Origin of the sequence: Brevundimonas sp., assembly GCF_013912065.1 — a bacterium.
GTDB lineage: Bacteria > Pseudomonadota > Alphaproteobacteria > Caulobacterales > Caulobacteraceae > Brevundimonas.
The window spans coordinates 41,322-56,565 of sequence record NZ_JACESA010000006.1 but is presented as its reverse complement, the minus strand read 5'-3'; the positions used below and the strand labels follow the sequence as shown (position 1 = coordinate 56,565).

Here is a 15,244-nt window from a genome sequence, read left to right as displayed (position 1 = left end):
GTGCATGACCGACCAGCCCACCCCCGCTCCGTCCGCTCCGGCCCGGTCCGCCGGTCGATTTGGCGGCCTTGCCGTCTATGGCGAGCGGCGGGTCTTCATCATGCTGATGCTGGGCTTTTCGGCCGGCCTGCCCAATCTGCTGATCTTCGACACCCTGTCGGCCTGGCTGCGTGAAAGCGGCCAGACGTTGGAGACGATCGGCTTCTTCGCCCTGGCCACCCTGTCCTATTCGCTCAAGTTCGTCTGGGCGCCCCTGATCGACCGCACCGCCGTGCCCCTGCTGACGCCGCTTCTGGGCCATCGCCGCGCCTGGATGCTGGTGACGCAAGGCGTAATCGTCTTCGGCCTGTGGTCGATCTCGACCCTGAACCCCGGGAACGCCCTGATCGCCGTCGCCGGTTTCGCGGCCCTGGTCGGTTTCTTCGGCGCCACCCAGGACATCGTCATCGACGCCTGGCGGATCGAGGCGGCCGACGACAGCCGCCACGGCGCGATGGCCGCCGCCTATCAGATGGGCTACCGCGTCGCCATGATCGTGGCCGGGGCCGTGCCCCTGGTGCTGGCCGATCTCTACAACTGGAACCTTTCCTATGCGGTGATGGCCGCCCTGATGGGGTTCGGCATTGCCGGCGTCCTCTTCGCGCCGCGCGAAAAAGCTCATTCGATCCGCCCCATTCCGGTCGGCGACGTGCCTTCGCGGCCCCGACTGGAAGTGGCGGAATGGATCGCCCGTCTCGCGGTGATCGGCGCCGCGGCGATGTTCCTGGGCTCGGGCCTGACCGGTCAGTCGGCGCCGCTGAACGCCCTGTTCGGCCTGTTCGGTCTGGGGGCGGACGGCAAGGCGGCGGTGGCGGCGGCCCTGTCGGCCAGGCCCGAGGGCGTCTATCTGCAGTTCGCCTCGGTCTTCCTGGGCCTGGCGGTGATGGTCCTGGCCTGCTGGCCCCTGCCGGGCGTGAAGACCCGTCCCGGCGCCTATCTGGCCGGGTCGTTCGGGCAGCCCGTGGCGGACTTCTACAAGCGGTTCTCGGGCGTCGCGACCCTGATACTGGCCCTGATCTGCGTCTATCGGCTGGCCGACTTCGTGCTGAACATCATGCCGCCCTTCTATCTGGACCTAGGCTTCACCAAGACGGAGCTGGCCGAGGTGCGCAAGGTGTTTGGCGTGATCATGACCACGCTGGGGGTCTTCATCGGCGGCTGGTCGGTGGCCCGTCTGGGCCTGATCCGGACCATGGTCATCGGCGCCTTCATGAGCCCGGTCTCCAACCTGATCTTCGCCTGGCTGGCGACCCAGGGCCACAGCCTGTCGGCCCTGACCATCGCCATCGGCATCGACAACAGTTCCAGCGGATACGCCGGCACGGCCCTGATCGCCTATATGTCCAGTCTGACGTCGATCGGCTTCACCGCGACCCAGTACGCCTTGTTCACCTCCCTGTACGCCCTGCCCGGCAAGCTGATTGCTTCGCAGTCGGGGCGGATCGTCGAGGCTTCGGCGCGGGCGGCGGAGGGCAATGGGCCGTTCGCTGGCCTGCGCGGCCTGTTCGCCAATCTTCAGGAGGGCGTGCTGACTACGGGCGCGGCGACCAGCGGCGTCAGCCCGGCCGCTCTCGGCGCCGGTTATGTCGCCTTCTTCCTCTATTCCTTCGTCATCGGCTTGTTCGGAATTGCCCTGGCCTTCGTCGTGGCCGCGAAACAGACCGCCCTTCAGGGCCGACAAGAGACAGAAGAGCCTGACCCGGCCGTCGCGGCGACCGAGGGCCAGCCGTCTTGAAACGCGAAAGGCCCGCCGGATCAGCGGGCCTTCCTGTCGGAACGAAATCCCAAGCCTAGTTCTTGGCGCTTTCGGCGCCCTGGCTGACGGCGGAGCCGGCGGCCGAGACGTCGCGACCGACGCCCGAGATGGTGTTGCAGGCCGAGACGGCCAGGGCGGCGGCGACGAGGGACAGGGTGATGATCTTGCGCATGGTGAAACCCCTTGTTGGTATGGTTAAGCTCCGTCGAAACGCCGAGCTTGGCCTTGGGTTGCATCAAGCGGCGCCATATCCGATTTCGACGGATACTTCTTGGCTGAGGACATGCCGATGTGTTGACGCTTGCAAGAGCCAGCCGACGCCTCGAAGGTGAAAGCCTGTTCTTCGAGGGGTTGTTCATGCGTCGTTTTCTGATCTCATCCGCCGCCGGCTTGGCTGTGCTGTCCGGCGTTCCGGCCGTCGCCCAAACGCCAACTGTAGCGCCGGCAGCCGTCCCATCGACCCAGGCGCAGACCCAGGCCCAGAGCGAGGACGCGCGTCTGAACGCCTTCTTCGAAGAGGCTTTCCAGGCGCGCATCGCCCTCAGCCCGCAACAGATGACGTCCCTGGGGATCAAGACCGACTATGACAAGCTGGACGATGTGTCGGACGCCGCCGCCGACCGCGCCCTGGCTCTGTCCGAGAGTCAGCTGGCCCGGATGAAGGCCGAGTTTGATCCCAAGAAGCTGGGGCCTCAGGCGCAGCTGTCGTGGCGGATGTTCGAATATGGAGTCCAGCAGGCGCGGCTGTCGAACCAGTGGCGCGACTGGGGCTTTCAGTTCGCCGCCAACGGCAATCCGACCACCAGCCTGCCCGTCTTCCTGATCAATAATCACCGCGTCTCCAGCGTGTCGGACGCCGAGGCCTATGTCTCCCGGCTGCGCGCCGCCCAGGTCCAGATGGGCCAGGTCGCCGACGAACTGCGCCAGCGCGCGGCGGCCGGCGTGGTCTCGCCCCGCTTCGTCTTCGAACCCTCCATCGCCAATACCCGCAACGTCATCTCCGGCGCGCCGTTTGACGACGGGGCGGACAATCCCGTCTGGGCCGACTTCAACAAGAAGGTCGCGACGCTGGAGGCGGATCAGGCGACCAAGGACCGGCTGCTGTCCGAAGGCCGCGCCGCCCTGACCGGCCCCTACAAGGCCGGGTTCGAGACCGTGCTGACGGCCCTTGCCGAGGTGCAGCCCAAGGCCGACAGCGATGCGGGCGTGTGGCGCCTGCCGCAGGGCGAGGCCTATTACAACGCCCGGCTCCAGCTCTCGACGACCACCGACCTGACCGCCGACCAGATCCACCAGATCGGTCTGGCCGAGGTCGCCCGCATCCAGGCCGAGATGGAGACCATCAAGACCCAAGTCGGTTTCACCGGCTCGCTGCAGGAATTCTTCGTCTTCCTGAAGACCGATCCGCGCTTCCAGTATCCGAATACGCCTGAGGGCAAGGAACAGTATCTGACCGACGCGCGGGCTTTCATCGCCCAGGTGATGGCGGCGGCCCCGCAGTGGTTCTCGACCCTGCCCAAGGCGGCGCTGGAGGTGCGGGCGGTGGAGCCGTTCCGCGAGGCGACGGCCTCGATCGCCTTCTACAATTCGCCGGCGCCGGACGGGTCGCGACCCGGCATCTATTACGTCAATCTGTCGGACATGACCCAGGTGCTGAAACCCCAGATCGAGGGCATCAGCTATCACGAGGGGGCGCCGGGCCACCATTTCCAGATCGCCTACGCCCAAGAGATAGAGGGTCTGCCGCGGTTCCGCCGGTTCGGCGGATACGGCGCCTACGCGGAAGGATGGGGGCTGTATGCCGAGCAGCTGGGCAAGGAGATGGGCTTCTATCAGGATCCCTATTCCGACTTCGGCCGTCTCTCGACCGAGCTGTGGCGCGCCGTGCGTCTGGTGACCGACACCGGCCTGCACGCCAAGCGCTGGAGCCGCGAACAGGCGATGGACTATTTCCGCCAGAACTCCCTGCTGTCCGAACGCGACATCGAAAAGGAAGTCGAGCGCTACATCACCAATCCCGGCCAGGCGACCAGCTACAAGATCGGCGAGCTGAAGATCGAGGAGTTGCGCGACCGGGCTAAGGCGGCGCTGGGCGATCGGTTCGACATCAAGGACTTCCACGCCGTGGTCCTGGGTTCCGGCTCGGTGCCGCTGGACGTGCTGGAAGACCAGGTCGACGCCTGGATCGCGGCGGGCGGCGGGGCGCCGACGACCTGACCCGGCTCGCCTTTCTAGTCACGGGGCGGTAAAGGGCGCGCGCCATGCCCTTCACCGCAACCGTCCTGACCATGTTTCCCGAGGCCTTCCCCGGCCCGCTCGGCGTGTCGCTGATCGGCACGGCCTGGCGGGAGAAGGGGCTGTGGAGCCTGGATACGGTTGACATTCGCGGCTTTTCCACAGATACGCGCGGCTTCCTGGACGACACCCCTGCGGGCGGCGGTCCGGGAGCGGTGTTGAAGGCGGACGTGGTGGCTCGGGCGGTGGATAGCCTGCCGGGGCCTCAGCGGCCGCTTTTGTACATGAGCGCCCGGGGTCGACCCCTGACCCAGGCGCGCGTCAAGGAATGGGCGAAGGCCGACGGCATCGTCGTGCTGTGCGGCCGTTTCGAGGGGGTGGACCAGCGGGTGCTCGACGCGCGCGGGTTCGAGGAGGTCTCGGTCGGAGACGCGGTGCTCGCCGGCGGCGAGGCGGCGGCCATGGTCGTGATCGAGGCGTGCGTAAGACTGATCCCCGGAGTGCTCGGCGCGGCGGAAAGCCTGTCGTCCGAGAGTTTCGAGGACGGGCTTCTGGAACACCCGCAGTACACGCGACCGCGGACGTTCGAGGGGCTTGAGATACCCGAGGTGCTGCTGTCGGGCGACCACAAGAAGGTCGCGCAATGGCGCGAGGCGCAGCGGGAAGAGACTACGCGGGAGAGACGTCCAGATCTCTGGGCGGCCCATCTCGCCAAATCACAGCTAAAGGGCGCAAAAGCCCGAGGAGAATGACATGAACATCGTTCAACAGTTGAACGCCGAAGAAAAAGCCCGCGTCCTAGGCGAGCGCAAGATCCCGGAATTCCAGCCCGGCGACACCCTGCGCGTCAATGTGAAGATCAAGGAAGGCGAGCGTGAGCGCGTCCAGGCCTTCGAAGGCGTCTGCATCGCCCGTGACGGCGGCGGCATCAGCGAGACCTTCACCGTCCGCAAGATCTCGTTCGGCGAAGGCGTCGAACGCAAATTCCCCATTCTGTCGCCGAACATCGAATCGATCGAAGTGAAGCGCCGCGGCGTCGTGCGTCGCGCCAAGCTCTATTATCTGCGCGATCGTCGCGGCAAGTCGGCCCGTATCGCCGAGCGCCAGACGGTCCGTCCCGCCAAGGGCGCCGTGGTTCCGGAAACGGGCTCGGCCGACAAGGGCGGCGAAGAGGCCTGATTTCAGGCTTCCAGACCCGATGACCAAGGCCCCGGCGGAAACGCCGGGGCCTTTTTCAATGGCCTGTTCTCAGTTCGGAAACAGCGGGTTGGAGGCGTCCCTCTGACCTTCCAGACTGTGTTTCAGCCCCTCCATCTGGTCGTGCCCGGTCTTCACCGATTCATAGGCTCGTCGGATGGTCTCGCGGGTGGCGGCCGAGATTTCGGCGTCTCCAAGGGCCTTCTCGAACTTCGTGGCGATGAAACCCTCGCCGCTGTCGATGGAGCCGACCACGCTGTCGTCGTTGCGCAGCAGGGCGTGTTTGATGTCCAGGAAGGCCCGGTGCGCCTTGGCCAGGATCGAGCCGTGGGATTCGGGGTCGCCGCCCAGGCCACGCACGGCGGCGGACAGGTCCTCGACCACCTGACGGCGCTCTTCGCTGCGACGTTCGAAAAGGCTGCGGTAATGAGGGTCCTGGGTCTCATCGGCGGCCTGTCGATAGCCGTCGGCGCTGTCCAGGGTGGTCTCGATCAGTCCGTTCAGAACCCTGATGTCATGGAGGTTGGGGTTGGTCATCTCGTCGACTCCTCCGCTGTGGCGGTCAGACGCGAAATGGCCGGACGCGGCGAAGGTTGCGGATATGACCCGGTGCGGACGATCAAGACCGCGTCAGAGGGCGGTGCGCAGGGACCAGAGTTCGGGGAAGCAGCGCTTGGTCAGGGTCGAGGCCAGATAGGCCGCGCCCTCGGTGCCGCCGGTGCCGCGCCGCCGGCCGATGATCCGCTCGACCGTGACCACATGTTTGTGCCGCCAGGTCAGAAGAGCGTCGTCCAGATCGACGAGTTTCTCGGCCAGCTGATACAGGGCCCACCAGCGCTCGGTGTCGCGATAGACTTCCAGCCAGGCCGCCTCGACCGCCTCGGACGGTTCGTAGGGCAGGGTCACGTCGCGGTTCAGCACCTCGGCCGGCACGGGCAGACCAGCCTTGGCCAGCTGGGCCAGGGCGTCGTCGTACAGACTGGGGGCGGCGATGGCGGCTTCCAGCGCGGCCAGAGCCTCGGGCCGGTCGGCGTGGAACTTCAGGAAGCTTGGATCCTTCAGCCCCAGCATGGCCTCGAACCGGCGGAACTGGTCGCTCTGGAAGCCCGAGGACGAGCCTAGCGAACCCCGGAACCGCAGATAGTCGGCCGGGGTCATGGTCGACAGGATGTCCCAGCTCTGGGTCATGACCGCCTGGATGCGGCTGACGCGGGCCAGGCTCTTGTAGGCGGGCACCAGATCGCCGGCCCGCACCATGGACTGGGCCAGGGCCACCTCGTGCAGGATCTGCTTGAGCCACAGTTCCTTGGTCTGGTGAATGACGACAAACAGCATCTCGTCGTGCTGGTCCGACAGCGGATGCTGGACCGAGAGCAGGTCGTCGAGCGCCAGATAGCTGGCGTAGGTGATGTCGGGAGATTGGGTCATGCGCCGCTATCGCCCGCGAGGAGCGGAGGCGCAAGCCGGCCTAGTGCTGGCCTTGGGCCGAGGCGTTGGACGCGATCTGGCGGCCGGTGTCGAAGGCGTCGCGTGCGCCTTTGTAGATGAAGCCGTAGGTCGGATAGACGGTCGTGCCCAGGTCGCTGATCGGATTGTACCAGACCTTGACCTGCGACCAGTCGTTGGCGGGCGAAACATCGACGACGGTGACGTTCTCCTCGACCTTGCCGCGGCTGCCGCCCCAGTTGGCGTGGGTTACGCGCACCACCCGGTCGGTCAGGATGTCGGAAACGACGGCGACGTGGCCCCGGCTCATGCGGCCCTCCGGACGGAAAACCAGGACCGATCCGGTCTCTGGCGCGTCCCCGGTGCGGAACTTCTCGGCGGCCTGACGCCACCAGGTCCAAGCGTCGCCGAAGATGTTGATGCCCGAGAACATGCGGGCGAAGGTTACGCATTGCCAGTACGGCTCATCAGCCTTTGCGGAAGAGGGAGCTACGCCCAACGCAAAAAAACCGAGGGTCGCCGCAACCGCGGCGGCTTTGAGCCGTTTCGTCATGCTGAGGCTGTATCCCGACTGCCGATGATCTTGTTAGATCATAGGGAATTAGGATTGAAAAACCCTTTTCGGCGTACCGCCGTCAGGCGTATCGGCGCTTGACGCCGTTTTCCGCCGTTCGGCCACCCCTCTCAAAGCCTTGCGAGCCGGGCGTTCCACCAGGTGGTAGGAGACGGCCGCGACGACGGGCAAAAGGGCCAGAATCGCCAACCACACGAAAATTTGAAGTTGCTTGTCGGGGGCGTCCGTCAGCTTGGCCGCGAGGCCCACGGCCAGCAGTTTCCACGGCACGCAGACCATATAGACCGAATAGCTGATCTCCCCCAGATAGACCGCCGGTTTGGAGGCGAGCCATCCGGCGCGTTCGTTCGGTAGCGAGGCCAGCGACAGGATCAGGGCGCCGGCCAGCAGCACGGTGATCCCGTCCCACAGGCCCAGGGCCGCGCTCAGCACCATCAGGCCGAACGAGACGGCCGAAGCGATCAAGGGCGTCTTTAGCGGCGCCTTGCGATAGACGAGGTAGAGGGCGCAGCCGAGCGCGAAACAGGGCACGATCCGCAGCGCGCCCCAGCGGATGGTCGCCTCGGTCAGCGAGAAGCCCGCGACCTGTTCGAACACGACATACAGCCCCGCCAGGAAGGCCGCCGCGCCGGCCACCGCCGCGACGGGCCGGTCGCGCAGGCGCCAGAAGACGAAGGCGAACAGGGGGAAGCAGAGATAGGCGAACCATTCGGCCGAGATCGACCACGACGGATGGTTCCAGCCGGCGACCGGCGCCAGGCCCCAGGCGTGGACCATCAGCAGATTGGCCGGCAGGGACGGCCAGGACAGGACGTTGGCGTCAACGCTCATCCCCGCCGTGAGGGCGGCGGCGGCGAGCAGGCCCACCCCGGCCAGGGTCGCGACATGCAGCGGATAGACCCGCGCCACCCGCGCCCACAGGAAGCCGCGATACGAAAACCGCTTCTCCCCCGCCGCCTGCAGATAGACGTGGCTGAGGATGAAGCCGGACAGGACGAAGAAGAGTTCAACCCCGAGATAGCCCTTGGCGACCAGCTCGGATGCGCCGGCGCCGGCCAGGTTTTCCCAGAAACTATAGACCGCCACCCAGATCGCCGCGCCGAAGCGCAGTGCGGTGATGGGGCGAAGATCGGCGGGAGTCTGGACGGGGGTCATGGTCTCACCTTGGCACGTCAGGCTTTGTGAACCGTGAAGGCCCGCAAACTCCGTACCCGCCGGGCGCCTACCCTGCCCAAGCCCCATGGAAGCCGGCGGGCAGGGCGAGGTCCGCCTGCCAGGTCGCGACCGGCCCGTCCTCGATCCGCGCCACGTCGAAGACATGCAGTTCGGTTCGACCGGCCTGCAGATTGATCGACGGCCCCACCAGCCAGGCGTCGCTTTCGGCCGTCGCGCCAGGCTTGGGCACGAAGACCGCCTCTTCGACCACATGATGCGGACCGAAGTGGAAACCGCGCGACCGGCCGCTGTCCCAGTCCTGCACCGCCAGGCCGGTCGGCAGTGGCCGCCCCTGGGTTTCGCCGCTCGTGTGAGCCGTGAGACTGCGCTTCAGCCCTTGGCGGCGGGGATCGGCCTTGGGGAATTCGCCGATGGCCTCGGTCGTGGCCATCTCGGCGCGGCCGTCCGGGCGCAGGGTGATCAGGCTCAACCTGGCCGGGTCGCCCGGTACGACGCCATGCCCCTCGACCAGCACCCGCGCGCCATCGACGGCGAAACGCGGATCGCCGCTGGCGGCGACATCGAAGCGGATCGTGCCGTCGTTCTCGGCCCAGGCGTCGCCCAGATGGAAGTGGAAGAAGCCCGGCAGATCGTAGAGGCGACGACGGGTCAGGTCGTCCTTGTCCAGCACCATCACTTGAGTTCCCGCCTCGGGCCGCCACGCCAAGCCGTCGATGACGGGCAGGGCCTGACGTTCGAACACCCAGGGCTGGAGCACCAGGATCAGGTGGCGGTCCGTGGCGGTGAAGTCGTGCATATAGCTGGCGCGGGGCAGACGGATGACCTCGGCCTGGTTCAGGCCGCCGTCCGGGTTCAGCCGCCAGATCACCGCCCGGTCGCCCGCTGTACCCACGTTCCAGATGGAGCCGTCCGGGGCGCGGCGAGGGTGGGCCTGGAACGGCATGGCCTTCAGGTCGTCGCGCAGGGTGACGAAGCCTCGCGTCGACAGATCGGACGCCTCCATCGCCAGCGGCGAGCCCCCTTCCCACAGGGCCCAGACCTGATTTCCGACTGCCATAACGGCGGTGTTGGCGGCGTTGGCGTCGTCGTTTGAGCCGACGCGGGCGCGAGGGTCGCCACGCGTGCCGAAACCGGGGGTGACGACCGCATTCAGTTCGGTCTCTACGCGGCGTTTGGGCGTGTCGGCGAACCGGGCTTCCAACGTCGCCTGCCCGTCGTGAATACGGAAGGCGCGCATCAGGCCGTCGCCGTCGAACCAGTGGGTGACCGAGCCGCCCGGTCGCCGGAACCGGCCGGGCCCGTTACGGAACAGGGCGCCCTGCAGGCCGGTCGGCGCCCGGCCGTGGATCAGACGCATCGTCTGGCGCGCCACATCGTCCTCGACGTCGCGCGTTGCGATCGCCCAGTCGGCGGCGACATCCAGGGCGGCGGCGGCGCGGACCATCTCGGGCGTGGCGACGGCGGCGGAAAGGGCGGCGGCGCCCATCAGGAAGGAACGGCGGGACGGGATCATGGTCGGGCTCCGAAGCGAGTTCTGGCTATTTCAGGCTGATCGACTGGACGACCGCGCCGGTCGCCGCAAACTTGGCCCGCGCCCAGGACGCCGGCCCCATGTTTGCGGCCGCATTGTTCGAGAAGGCGAATGGCTCGATCGGCATGCCGAACGGATTGGTGTTCATCTTCCCGTCGCCGTCGAGGTCGTGGAAGGCGCGCATGGCGTAGTCGCCGTCTGGCAGGTTCTCGAAGGTGACCGTCTTTTGGGCGTCCGCCGCCTCGACCATGGCGTAACGGACCGGCTGACCCTCGCCGCCGTAATTGGCCTCGCTGTCGAACAGGGCGACCATGATCCGGCCGGTCGGCGCGGCGACATCGAAGTCGAAGGTGATGTCTGCGGCGAAGGCCGGCGCCGAAGCCAGGGCGGCGACGGAAAGGGCGGCGGTGGCCCAAAGGGCGGAACGGGTCTTCATGGGGCGGCGTCCTGTTCGAACCGGGCCGACGACCGGCCCTCGATGACCTCACCCTGAAGTCGACGCCGCGCCGCCGCCATCGGACATGCGGGAATGAACGTCCTGGGTTCGCGAACGGACGCCTGCGGCGATCAGCGAAACGCGAACAGACGCGCCCCATTTCGCCGCTACGGTCCGTTACACATCGAAACGCCGACGACACACGCCACGGCGAAGCTTGTGGCAGTCTGAACGCGTCAGGGCCTGGTGGCGGAGTGGCTACGCGGCGGGCTTGCAAGCCCGAAAACCCTCCGTTCGACTCGGAGGCCAGGCCTCCATCCTCTCTCAGAGGAAGGAATAGGGATCCACGTCCACCGTCAGTCGGACGGATGCAGGCACCTTGACCCGCTGTAGCCAGGCGCGAAGGAAGGCCTGCAGATTGACGTTGCGATCGGCTCGCACCAGCAGACGCTTGCGCCGCCGCCCGCGCACCAGGGCCAGGGGCGCGTCGGCGGGGCCATAGACCTCCAGACGTTCGGCGTTGGGTATGGCCTGGGCCAGGTCGGCGGCGACCTTCTCGACCGCCGCCGCATTCTCGCTGGACAGGATGATCGCCGCCAGCCGGCCATAGGGTGGCAGGGAGGCGGCTTCCCGCTCGGCCATCTCCGCCTCGACGAAGGCGTCGCGATCCCCGGCGGCCAGGGCCTGAAGCACCGGATGTTCGGGGGTCCAGGTCTGCAACAGGGCGCGCCCAGGCCGGTCGGCCCGTCCCGCCCGTCCCGTCGCCTGGGCCAGCAGCTGATAGGTGCGTTCGGCCGCCCTCAGGTCGCCGCCGCGCAGGCCGAGGTCCGCGTCCACTACCCCGACCAGGGTCAGGCGGGGGAAGTTGTGCCCCTTGGCCGCCGCCTGGGTGGCCACCAGTATGTCGATCTCGCCGTCGGTCATCCGTTGGATCAGGGCGCGAGCCGACTTGGCGTCCGGCACGGTGTCCGAACTGAACACCGCCGTCCGCGCCTGGGGAAACAGCTGGCGCACCTCCTCCTCGACCCGTTCGACGCCGGGGCCGACAGAGACCAGCGAATCCTCGGCCCCGCACGAGGGGCACAGTTTGGGCCGCGCCATGGAGAAGCCGGTCAGATGGCAGACCAGACGGCCGGTATAGCGATGCTCGACCAGCCAGCTGTCCGTGTCCGGCGCCGTCAGCCGGTGGCCGCAGGCCCGGCACAGGACCACGGGGGCGTAGCCGCGCCGGTTCAGGAACAGCAGGCTCTGCTCGCCGCGCGCCAGGGTCTCGGCCACGGCCAGGCGCAGGGTCTGGGACAGCCAGGTCTGGGGGTCGGGCGGGGCCTGGCGCAGATCGACCAGGTCGATGTCGGGCAGGACCGCCGTCCCGTGCCGCGCGCCCAGTTTCAGCCAGTCGTAGCGACCGGACTGGGCGTTCCACAGCGTCTCCAGCGATGGGGTGGCCGAGGCCAGGACCACGGCCGCCTCCTCGATCCGCGCTCGCGCCACCGCCAGATCCCGGCCATGATAGACGAGACCCTCCTCCTGTTTGAACGAGCCGTCGTGCTCCTCGTCGACGACGATCAGGCGCAGGTTGACGAAGGGCAGGAACAGGGCCGACCGCGCCCCGACCACGATATTGCACCGACCGGCGACCACGGCTTCCCACACCTGGCGGCGGCGTGGCGGGGCGATGCCGGAATGCCATTCGGCCGGAGCCGCGCCGAACCGGGTCGTGATCCGCTCGATCAAGGCCTGGGTCAGGGCGATCTCGGGCAGGAGGATCAGGATCTGGGCGGCCGGATCGGCGCGCAGAACCCGCGCGACCGCCTCCAGATAGGCCTCGGTCTTGCCCGAGCCCGTGACCCCGTCCAGCAGGAAGGGACGAAAGCCGCCGCCGACCGCCCCTTCGGCCAGGGCCGCCGCCGCCGCCGCCTGGTCGCCGTTCAGCGCGGCGGGGGCGTGGTCCGGGTCGGGCGGATCGAAGGCGGCCTCGGCGGCGATCTCGACGACCTCCAGCACGCCTTCGTCGATCAGTCCCTTGATCACGCCGGAAGAAACCCCGGCCGCCCGCGCCAGATCGGCGCCCGCCATCATCCGCTGGCCCAGCGCCTCCAGCAACCCATTACGGGCCGGGGTGGCGCGGGCCGGCAGCCGGTCGCCGATACGTCGGACCCGGCGTTCCGGCCGGGGGCGCGGCGCCCTCAGCCCCTTCAGCGCCGTCGCCGCCATCTCGCCCGGCGGCGACAGGGTCCAGCGCCCGGCCCATTCGACGAAATCGACGACGCGGGAGGGGAGCGCCGGGTCGTCCAGCCGGGAATCGACCGCTTTCAGCCGCCGGTTCGATCCGGTGGTCTCGAACACCTCGGACACGATCCCGCGCATCAGGCGCGGCCCCAGGGGCACGGCGACCTGATCGCCACGCGCCAGGCTCAGAGCCTCGGGAACCTCGTAGTCGAAGGCTTCCGGCACCGGCAGGGGAATGAGGACCGAGGCGACTTTCACCGAAACGCGCCCTCGGCTATGAAGCCGTCCATGAAACTCTTTCTCGATACCGCCGACGTCGCCGTCATCAAGGACATGGTCCCCACCGGAATGGTGGACGGCGTCACCACCAATCCGTCGCTGATCGCCAAGTCGGGCCGGAACATCGCCGAGGTCATCGCTGAGATTTGCGCGCTCGTCGAGGGGCCGATCTCCGCCGAGGCCGTCTCGCTCGATTTCGAGACCATGGTCAAGGAGGGCGACAAGCTGGCCGCCATCGCCCCGAACGTGGTGGTGAAACTGCCCCTGACCTGGGACGGCCTGCGCGCCTGCCGCGTCTTCACCGACAAGGGGATCAAGACCAACGTCACCCTGTGCTTCTCGGCCGCCCAGGCCCTGCTGGCCGCCAAGGCCGGCGCCACCTTCGTCTCGCCCTTCGTCGGCCGGCTGGAAGACAATGGCGCCGACGGCATCGCCCTGCTGGAAGAGATCCGCGTCCTGTATGACGTCCACGGTTTCGAGACCCAGATCCTGGCCGCCTCGCTGCGCAACGTCGCCCATGTGGCCGCTGCGGCCGTCGCGGGATCGGACGCCGCCACCTTCGGCGCCGACACATTCAAGGCCCTGGTAAAGCACCCGTTAACCGACAAGGGTCTTGATGCCTTCATGGCCGACTGGGGCAAGACCGGTCAGTCTATTCTGTAACACCGCGTATTCCGGAGAGGTCTGTTGAGCGGCTCATTGGACCTGTTCGAAACGTCGGAAACGGACGCAAGCCCGCACCTCGGCGACGGCCTGCACTGGCCGGATGTGCGCGGCTGGCTGCAGACCCATCCGCAGACCCTGCTGGACGACCGCTCCCTGCTCGAGGAGATCGGGCTGCGCCCGCACGGCCGCAACGTGGTCGAGTTCGGCGCCGCCGCCCTGACGCGTCTGGAGGCGGTGGTCGAGCGCGAGGCCGGGGCGCGACGCGAGATCGAAATGATCGCCCGCGCCAATTTCGCGGCCCAGACCCAGACCCATGTGGCGACCCTGGATCTGATGGAATCGCGCAGTCATTCCGACCTGGCCCGGCGGCTGGACGGCGCGGCCCAGGGGCGGTTCGGCCTGGTCGGCGCCGCCATCGCGCTGGAAAAGCCGGGCGGAGTTCCGTTCGGCTGGCGCGCGCTGGAGGCCGGTACGGTGGACAATCTGCTGGGCGAGCACGGCCTGACCTGGCTGGGGCCGATGTTCGACGGGCTGGACCTGTTCGGCGCGGTCGAGGACCAGGTCAAGTCGGTCGCCCTAGTCCGGATGGCGCCGCATCTGACGCCGGGCGAGCCGCCGCGCCCCTGTCTGTGCGCCTTCGGTTCGCCCGAGGCCGAGGGGTTCACTCCGGCCATGGGCTGCGAGCTGGCGGCCTTCATCGCGCGGGTCGTGGAACGGATGGCTGAGCGATGGCCGGTGTTGATCTGACCGCCGCCGACGCCCTTTCGGCCTGGCTCGAGCATCTGGCGCACGAGCGCCGTCTGTCGCCCCGCACCCTGGAGGCCTATGGCCATATCGGCCGGCTGTATGTCGGGTTTCTCGAACACCATCGCGGCGAGACCCTGAGGCTGAGCGACCTGGGAACCGTCACCGCGGCCGAGGTGCGCGCTCACATGGCCCAGCGGCGATCCGGGGACCATCCGCTGGCGGCCCGATCCCTCAGCCAGACCCTGTCGGCCATTCGCGGCTTTCACGCCTTTCTCGACCGGCGGCTGGACACGGCCTCGCCCCAGCTGGCCCTGGTGCGCGGCCCCCGGGTCAAGCCGTCCCTCCCGCGTCCGGTTACGGAGGACCAGGCGCGGGGCCTGCTGGCCGAGCCGGACGCCGACCCCGACGCCGAGCCATGGGAGGCCGCGCGCGACCGGGCGGTCCTGACCCTGCTCTACGGCTGCGGCCTGCGGATATCGGAAGCCCTGTCCCTGACCCGCGCCGACGCGCCCCTCGGCGAGACCCTGCGGGTCATGGGCAAGGGGTCAAAGACCCGGATCGTGCCGGTGCTGGACGCCGTGCGCCAGGCGGTGGACGCCTATCTGGCGCTGCAGCCATTCCCGTTCCAGCCCGCCGACGCCCTGTTCCGCGCGCGGCGCGGCGGCCCACTGAGCCCCCGTCACGTCCAGGCCTCGGTCCAGCGGCTGCGCGGCCGGCTGGGCCTGCCCGAGCGCACCACTCCCCACGCCCTGCGCCACAGTTTCGCGACCCATCTGCTTGGCGCCGGCGCCGATCTTCGCGCCATTCAGGATCTGCTGGGCCACGCCAGCCTGTCCACGACCCAGAAATACACCGCCGTCGACGCCGACCGGCTGCTGAACGCCTATGCGGCGGCCCACCCGCGCGCCTAGGCTTTCCCTCAAGACCGCCGCC

Annotated in this window: 15 protein-coding genes and 1 tRNA gene; 8 read left to right on the top strand and 8 right to left on the bottom strand. The window is 68.1% G+C overall.

All coding sequences use genetic code 11. The features are described 5' to 3' along the window. Positions 1–4 precede the first annotated feature (4 nt). On the top strand, positions 5–1,774 hold the full coding sequence (locus H2037_RS06765; protein ID WP_292119429.1) for an MFS transporter: 1,770 nt from the start codon (positions 5–7) through the stop codon (positions 1,772–1,774). Between the two features lie 55 nt (positions 1,775–1,829). Here the strand turns inward: H2037_RS06765 and H2037_RS06760 are convergent, their stop codons facing one another. Continuing rightward, entirely contained in the window at positions 1,830–1,967 is a 138-nt protein-coding gene (locus tag H2037_RS06760; protein WP_292119427.1) for an entericidin A/B family lipoprotein, read from the bottom strand. Between the two features lie 185 nt (positions 1,968–2,152). Between H2037_RS06760 and H2037_RS06755 the strand changes: the two genes are divergently transcribed. Genes H2037_RS06755 through rplS form a run of 3 tightly spaced genes read left to right on the top strand, consistent with a single transcriptional unit; the run spans position 2,153 to position 5,209 of the window. Continuing rightward, positions 2,153–4,012, top strand: a complete 1,860-nt coding sequence (locus H2037_RS06755) for a DUF885 domain-containing protein (RefSeq protein ID WP_292119425.1) — start codon at positions 2,153–2,155, stop codon at positions 4,010–4,012. A gap of 44 nt (positions 4,013–4,056) precedes the next feature. Further along, complete coding sequence (gene trmD / locus H2037_RS06750; RefSeq protein WP_292119422.1) at positions 4,057–4,782, top strand: tRNA (guanosine(37)-N1)-methyltransferase TrmD; 726 nt, start codon at positions 4,057–4,059, stop codon at positions 4,780–4,782. 1 nt (position 4,783) lies between these two features. After that, complete coding sequence (gene rplS / locus H2037_RS06745; protein WP_292119419.1) at positions 4,784–5,209, top strand: 50S ribosomal protein L19; 426 nt, start codon at positions 4,784–4,786, stop codon at positions 5,207–5,209. Positions 5,210–5,278: 69 nt separating this feature from the next. Here rplS and H2037_RS06740 read toward each other — a convergent pair whose 3' ends face one another. The 6 genes from H2037_RS06740 to H2037_RS06715 form a co-directional block, all read right to left on the bottom strand. Beyond that, entirely contained in the window at positions 5,279–5,764 is a 486-nt protein-coding gene (locus H2037_RS06740; protein WP_292119416.1) for a PA2169 family four-helix-bundle protein, read from the bottom strand. A gap of 93 nt (positions 5,765–5,857) precedes the next feature. Beyond that, positions 5,858–6,655, bottom strand: a complete 798-nt coding sequence (locus H2037_RS06735) for a tryptophan 2,3-dioxygenase (protein ID WP_292119413.1) — start codon at positions 6,653–6,655, stop codon at positions 5,858–5,860. 40 nt (positions 6,656–6,695) lie between these two features. Beyond that, positions 6,696–7,226 carry a CHAP domain-containing protein gene (locus tag H2037_RS06730; RefSeq protein WP_292119410.1) on the bottom strand — a complete coding sequence of 177 codons (531 nt, stop codon included), beginning with the start codon at positions 7,224–7,226 and terminating at the stop codon, positions 6,696–6,698. Positions 7,227–7,274: 48 nt separating this feature from the next. After that, positions 7,275–8,402, bottom strand: a complete 1,128-nt coding sequence (locus tag H2037_RS06725) for an acyltransferase (RefSeq protein ID WP_292119408.1) — start codon at positions 8,400–8,402, stop codon at positions 7,275–7,277. Between the two features lie 67 nt (positions 8,403–8,469). Continuing rightward, positions 8,470–9,936, bottom strand: coding sequence for a carotenoid oxygenase family protein (locus tag H2037_RS06720; RefSeq protein ID WP_292119405.1), 1,467 nt, complete (start codon positions 9,934–9,936; stop codon positions 8,470–8,472). Positions 9,937–9,961: 25 nt separating this feature from the next. Beyond that, positions 9,962–10,390, bottom strand: coding sequence for a DUF2141 domain-containing protein (locus H2037_RS06715; RefSeq protein ID WP_292119404.1), 429 nt, complete (start codon positions 10,388–10,390; stop codon positions 9,962–9,964). 240 nt (positions 10,391–10,630) lie between these two features. Here H2037_RS06715 and H2037_RS06710 point away from each other — a divergent pair. Beyond that, positions 10,631–10,707, top strand: a tRNA-Ala gene (locus H2037_RS06710). 7 nt (positions 10,708–10,714) lie between these two features. Here the strand turns inward: H2037_RS06710 and H2037_RS06705 are convergent. Further along, the gene (locus H2037_RS06705) at positions 10,715–12,877 is read right to left on the bottom strand and encodes a primosomal protein N' (RefSeq protein WP_292119402.1); all 2,163 of its coding nucleotides are present in this window, start codon (positions 12,875–12,877) and stop codon (positions 10,715–10,717) included. Between the two features lie 30 nt (positions 12,878–12,907). Here H2037_RS06705 and fsa point away from each other — a divergent pair, with 30 nt between their 5' ends. From fsa to H2037_RS06690, 3 genes are read left to right on the top strand one after another with little or no spacing between them, the layout of a single operon-like run. Continuing rightward, entirely contained in the window at positions 12,908–13,561 is a 654-nt protein-coding gene (fsa, locus tag H2037_RS06700; protein ID WP_292119401.1) for a fructose-6-phosphate aldolase, read from the top strand. A gap of 36 nt (positions 13,562–13,597) precedes the next feature. Then, positions 13,598–14,311, top strand: coding sequence for a DUF484 family protein (locus H2037_RS06695; RefSeq protein WP_292119771.1), 714 nt, complete (start codon positions 13,598–13,600; stop codon positions 14,309–14,311). Beyond that, positions 14,293–15,222, top strand: coding sequence for a tyrosine recombinase XerC (locus H2037_RS06690; protein WP_292119399.1), 930 nt, complete (start codon positions 14,293–14,295; stop codon positions 15,220–15,222). Before H2037_RS06695 ends, H2037_RS06690 begins: the two co-directional genes overlap by 19 nt. The last annotated feature ends 22 nt before the right edge of the window (positions 15,223–15,244 follow it).

What these genes read in the sequence shown, in the direction of transcription:
- H2037_RS06720 (WP_292119405.1), bottom strand. Translation starts at nt 9,936, where the DNA reads ATGATCCCGTCCCGCCGTTCCTTCCTGATGGGCGCCGCCGCCCTTTCC.
- H2037_RS06735 (WP_292119413.1), bottom strand. Translation starts at nt 6,655, where the DNA reads ATGACCCAATCTCCCGACATCACCTACGCCAGCTATCTGGCGCTCGAC.
- H2037_RS06760 (WP_292119427.1), bottom strand. Translation starts at nt 1,967, where the DNA reads ATGCGCAAGATCATCACCCTGTCCCTCGTCGCCGCCGCCCTGGCCGTC.
- H2037_RS06725 (WP_292119408.1), bottom strand. Translation starts at nt 8,402, where the DNA reads ATGACCCCCGTCCAGACTCCCGCCGATCTTCGCCCCATCACCGCACTG.
- H2037_RS06730 (WP_292119410.1), bottom strand. Translation starts at nt 7,226, where the DNA reads ATGACGAAACGGCTCAAAGCCGCCGCGGTTGCGGCGACCCTCGGTTTT.
- H2037_RS06755 (WP_292119425.1), top strand. Translation starts at nt 2,153, where the DNA reads ATGCGTCGTTTTCTGATCTCATCCGCCGCCGGCTTGGCTGTGCTGTCC.
- rplS (WP_292119419.1), top strand. Translation starts at nt 4,784, where the DNA reads ATGAACATCGTTCAACAGTTGAACGCCGAAGAAAAAGCCCGCGTCCTA.
- fsa (WP_292119401.1), top strand. Translation starts at nt 12,908, where the DNA reads ATGAAACTCTTTCTCGATACCGCCGACGTCGCCGTCATCAAGGACATG.
- H2037_RS06740 (WP_292119416.1), bottom strand. Translation starts at nt 5,764, where the DNA reads ATGACCAACCCCAACCTCCATGACATCAGGGTTCTGAACGGACTGATC.
- trmD (WP_292119422.1), top strand. Translation starts at nt 4,057, where the DNA reads ATGCCCTTCACCGCAACCGTCCTGACCATGTTTCCCGAGGCCTTCCCC.
- H2037_RS06765 (WP_292119429.1), top strand. Translation starts at nt 5, where the DNA reads ATGACCGACCAGCCCACCCCCGCTCCGTCCGCTCCGGCCCGGTCCGCC.
- H2037_RS06715 (WP_292119404.1), bottom strand. Translation starts at nt 10,390, where the DNA reads ATGAAGACCCGTTCCGCCCTTTGGGCCACCGCCGCCCTTTCCGTCGCC.
- H2037_RS06690 (WP_292119399.1), top strand. Translation starts at nt 14,293, where the DNA reads ATGGCCGGTGTTGATCTGACCGCCGCCGACGCCCTTTCGGCCTGGCTC.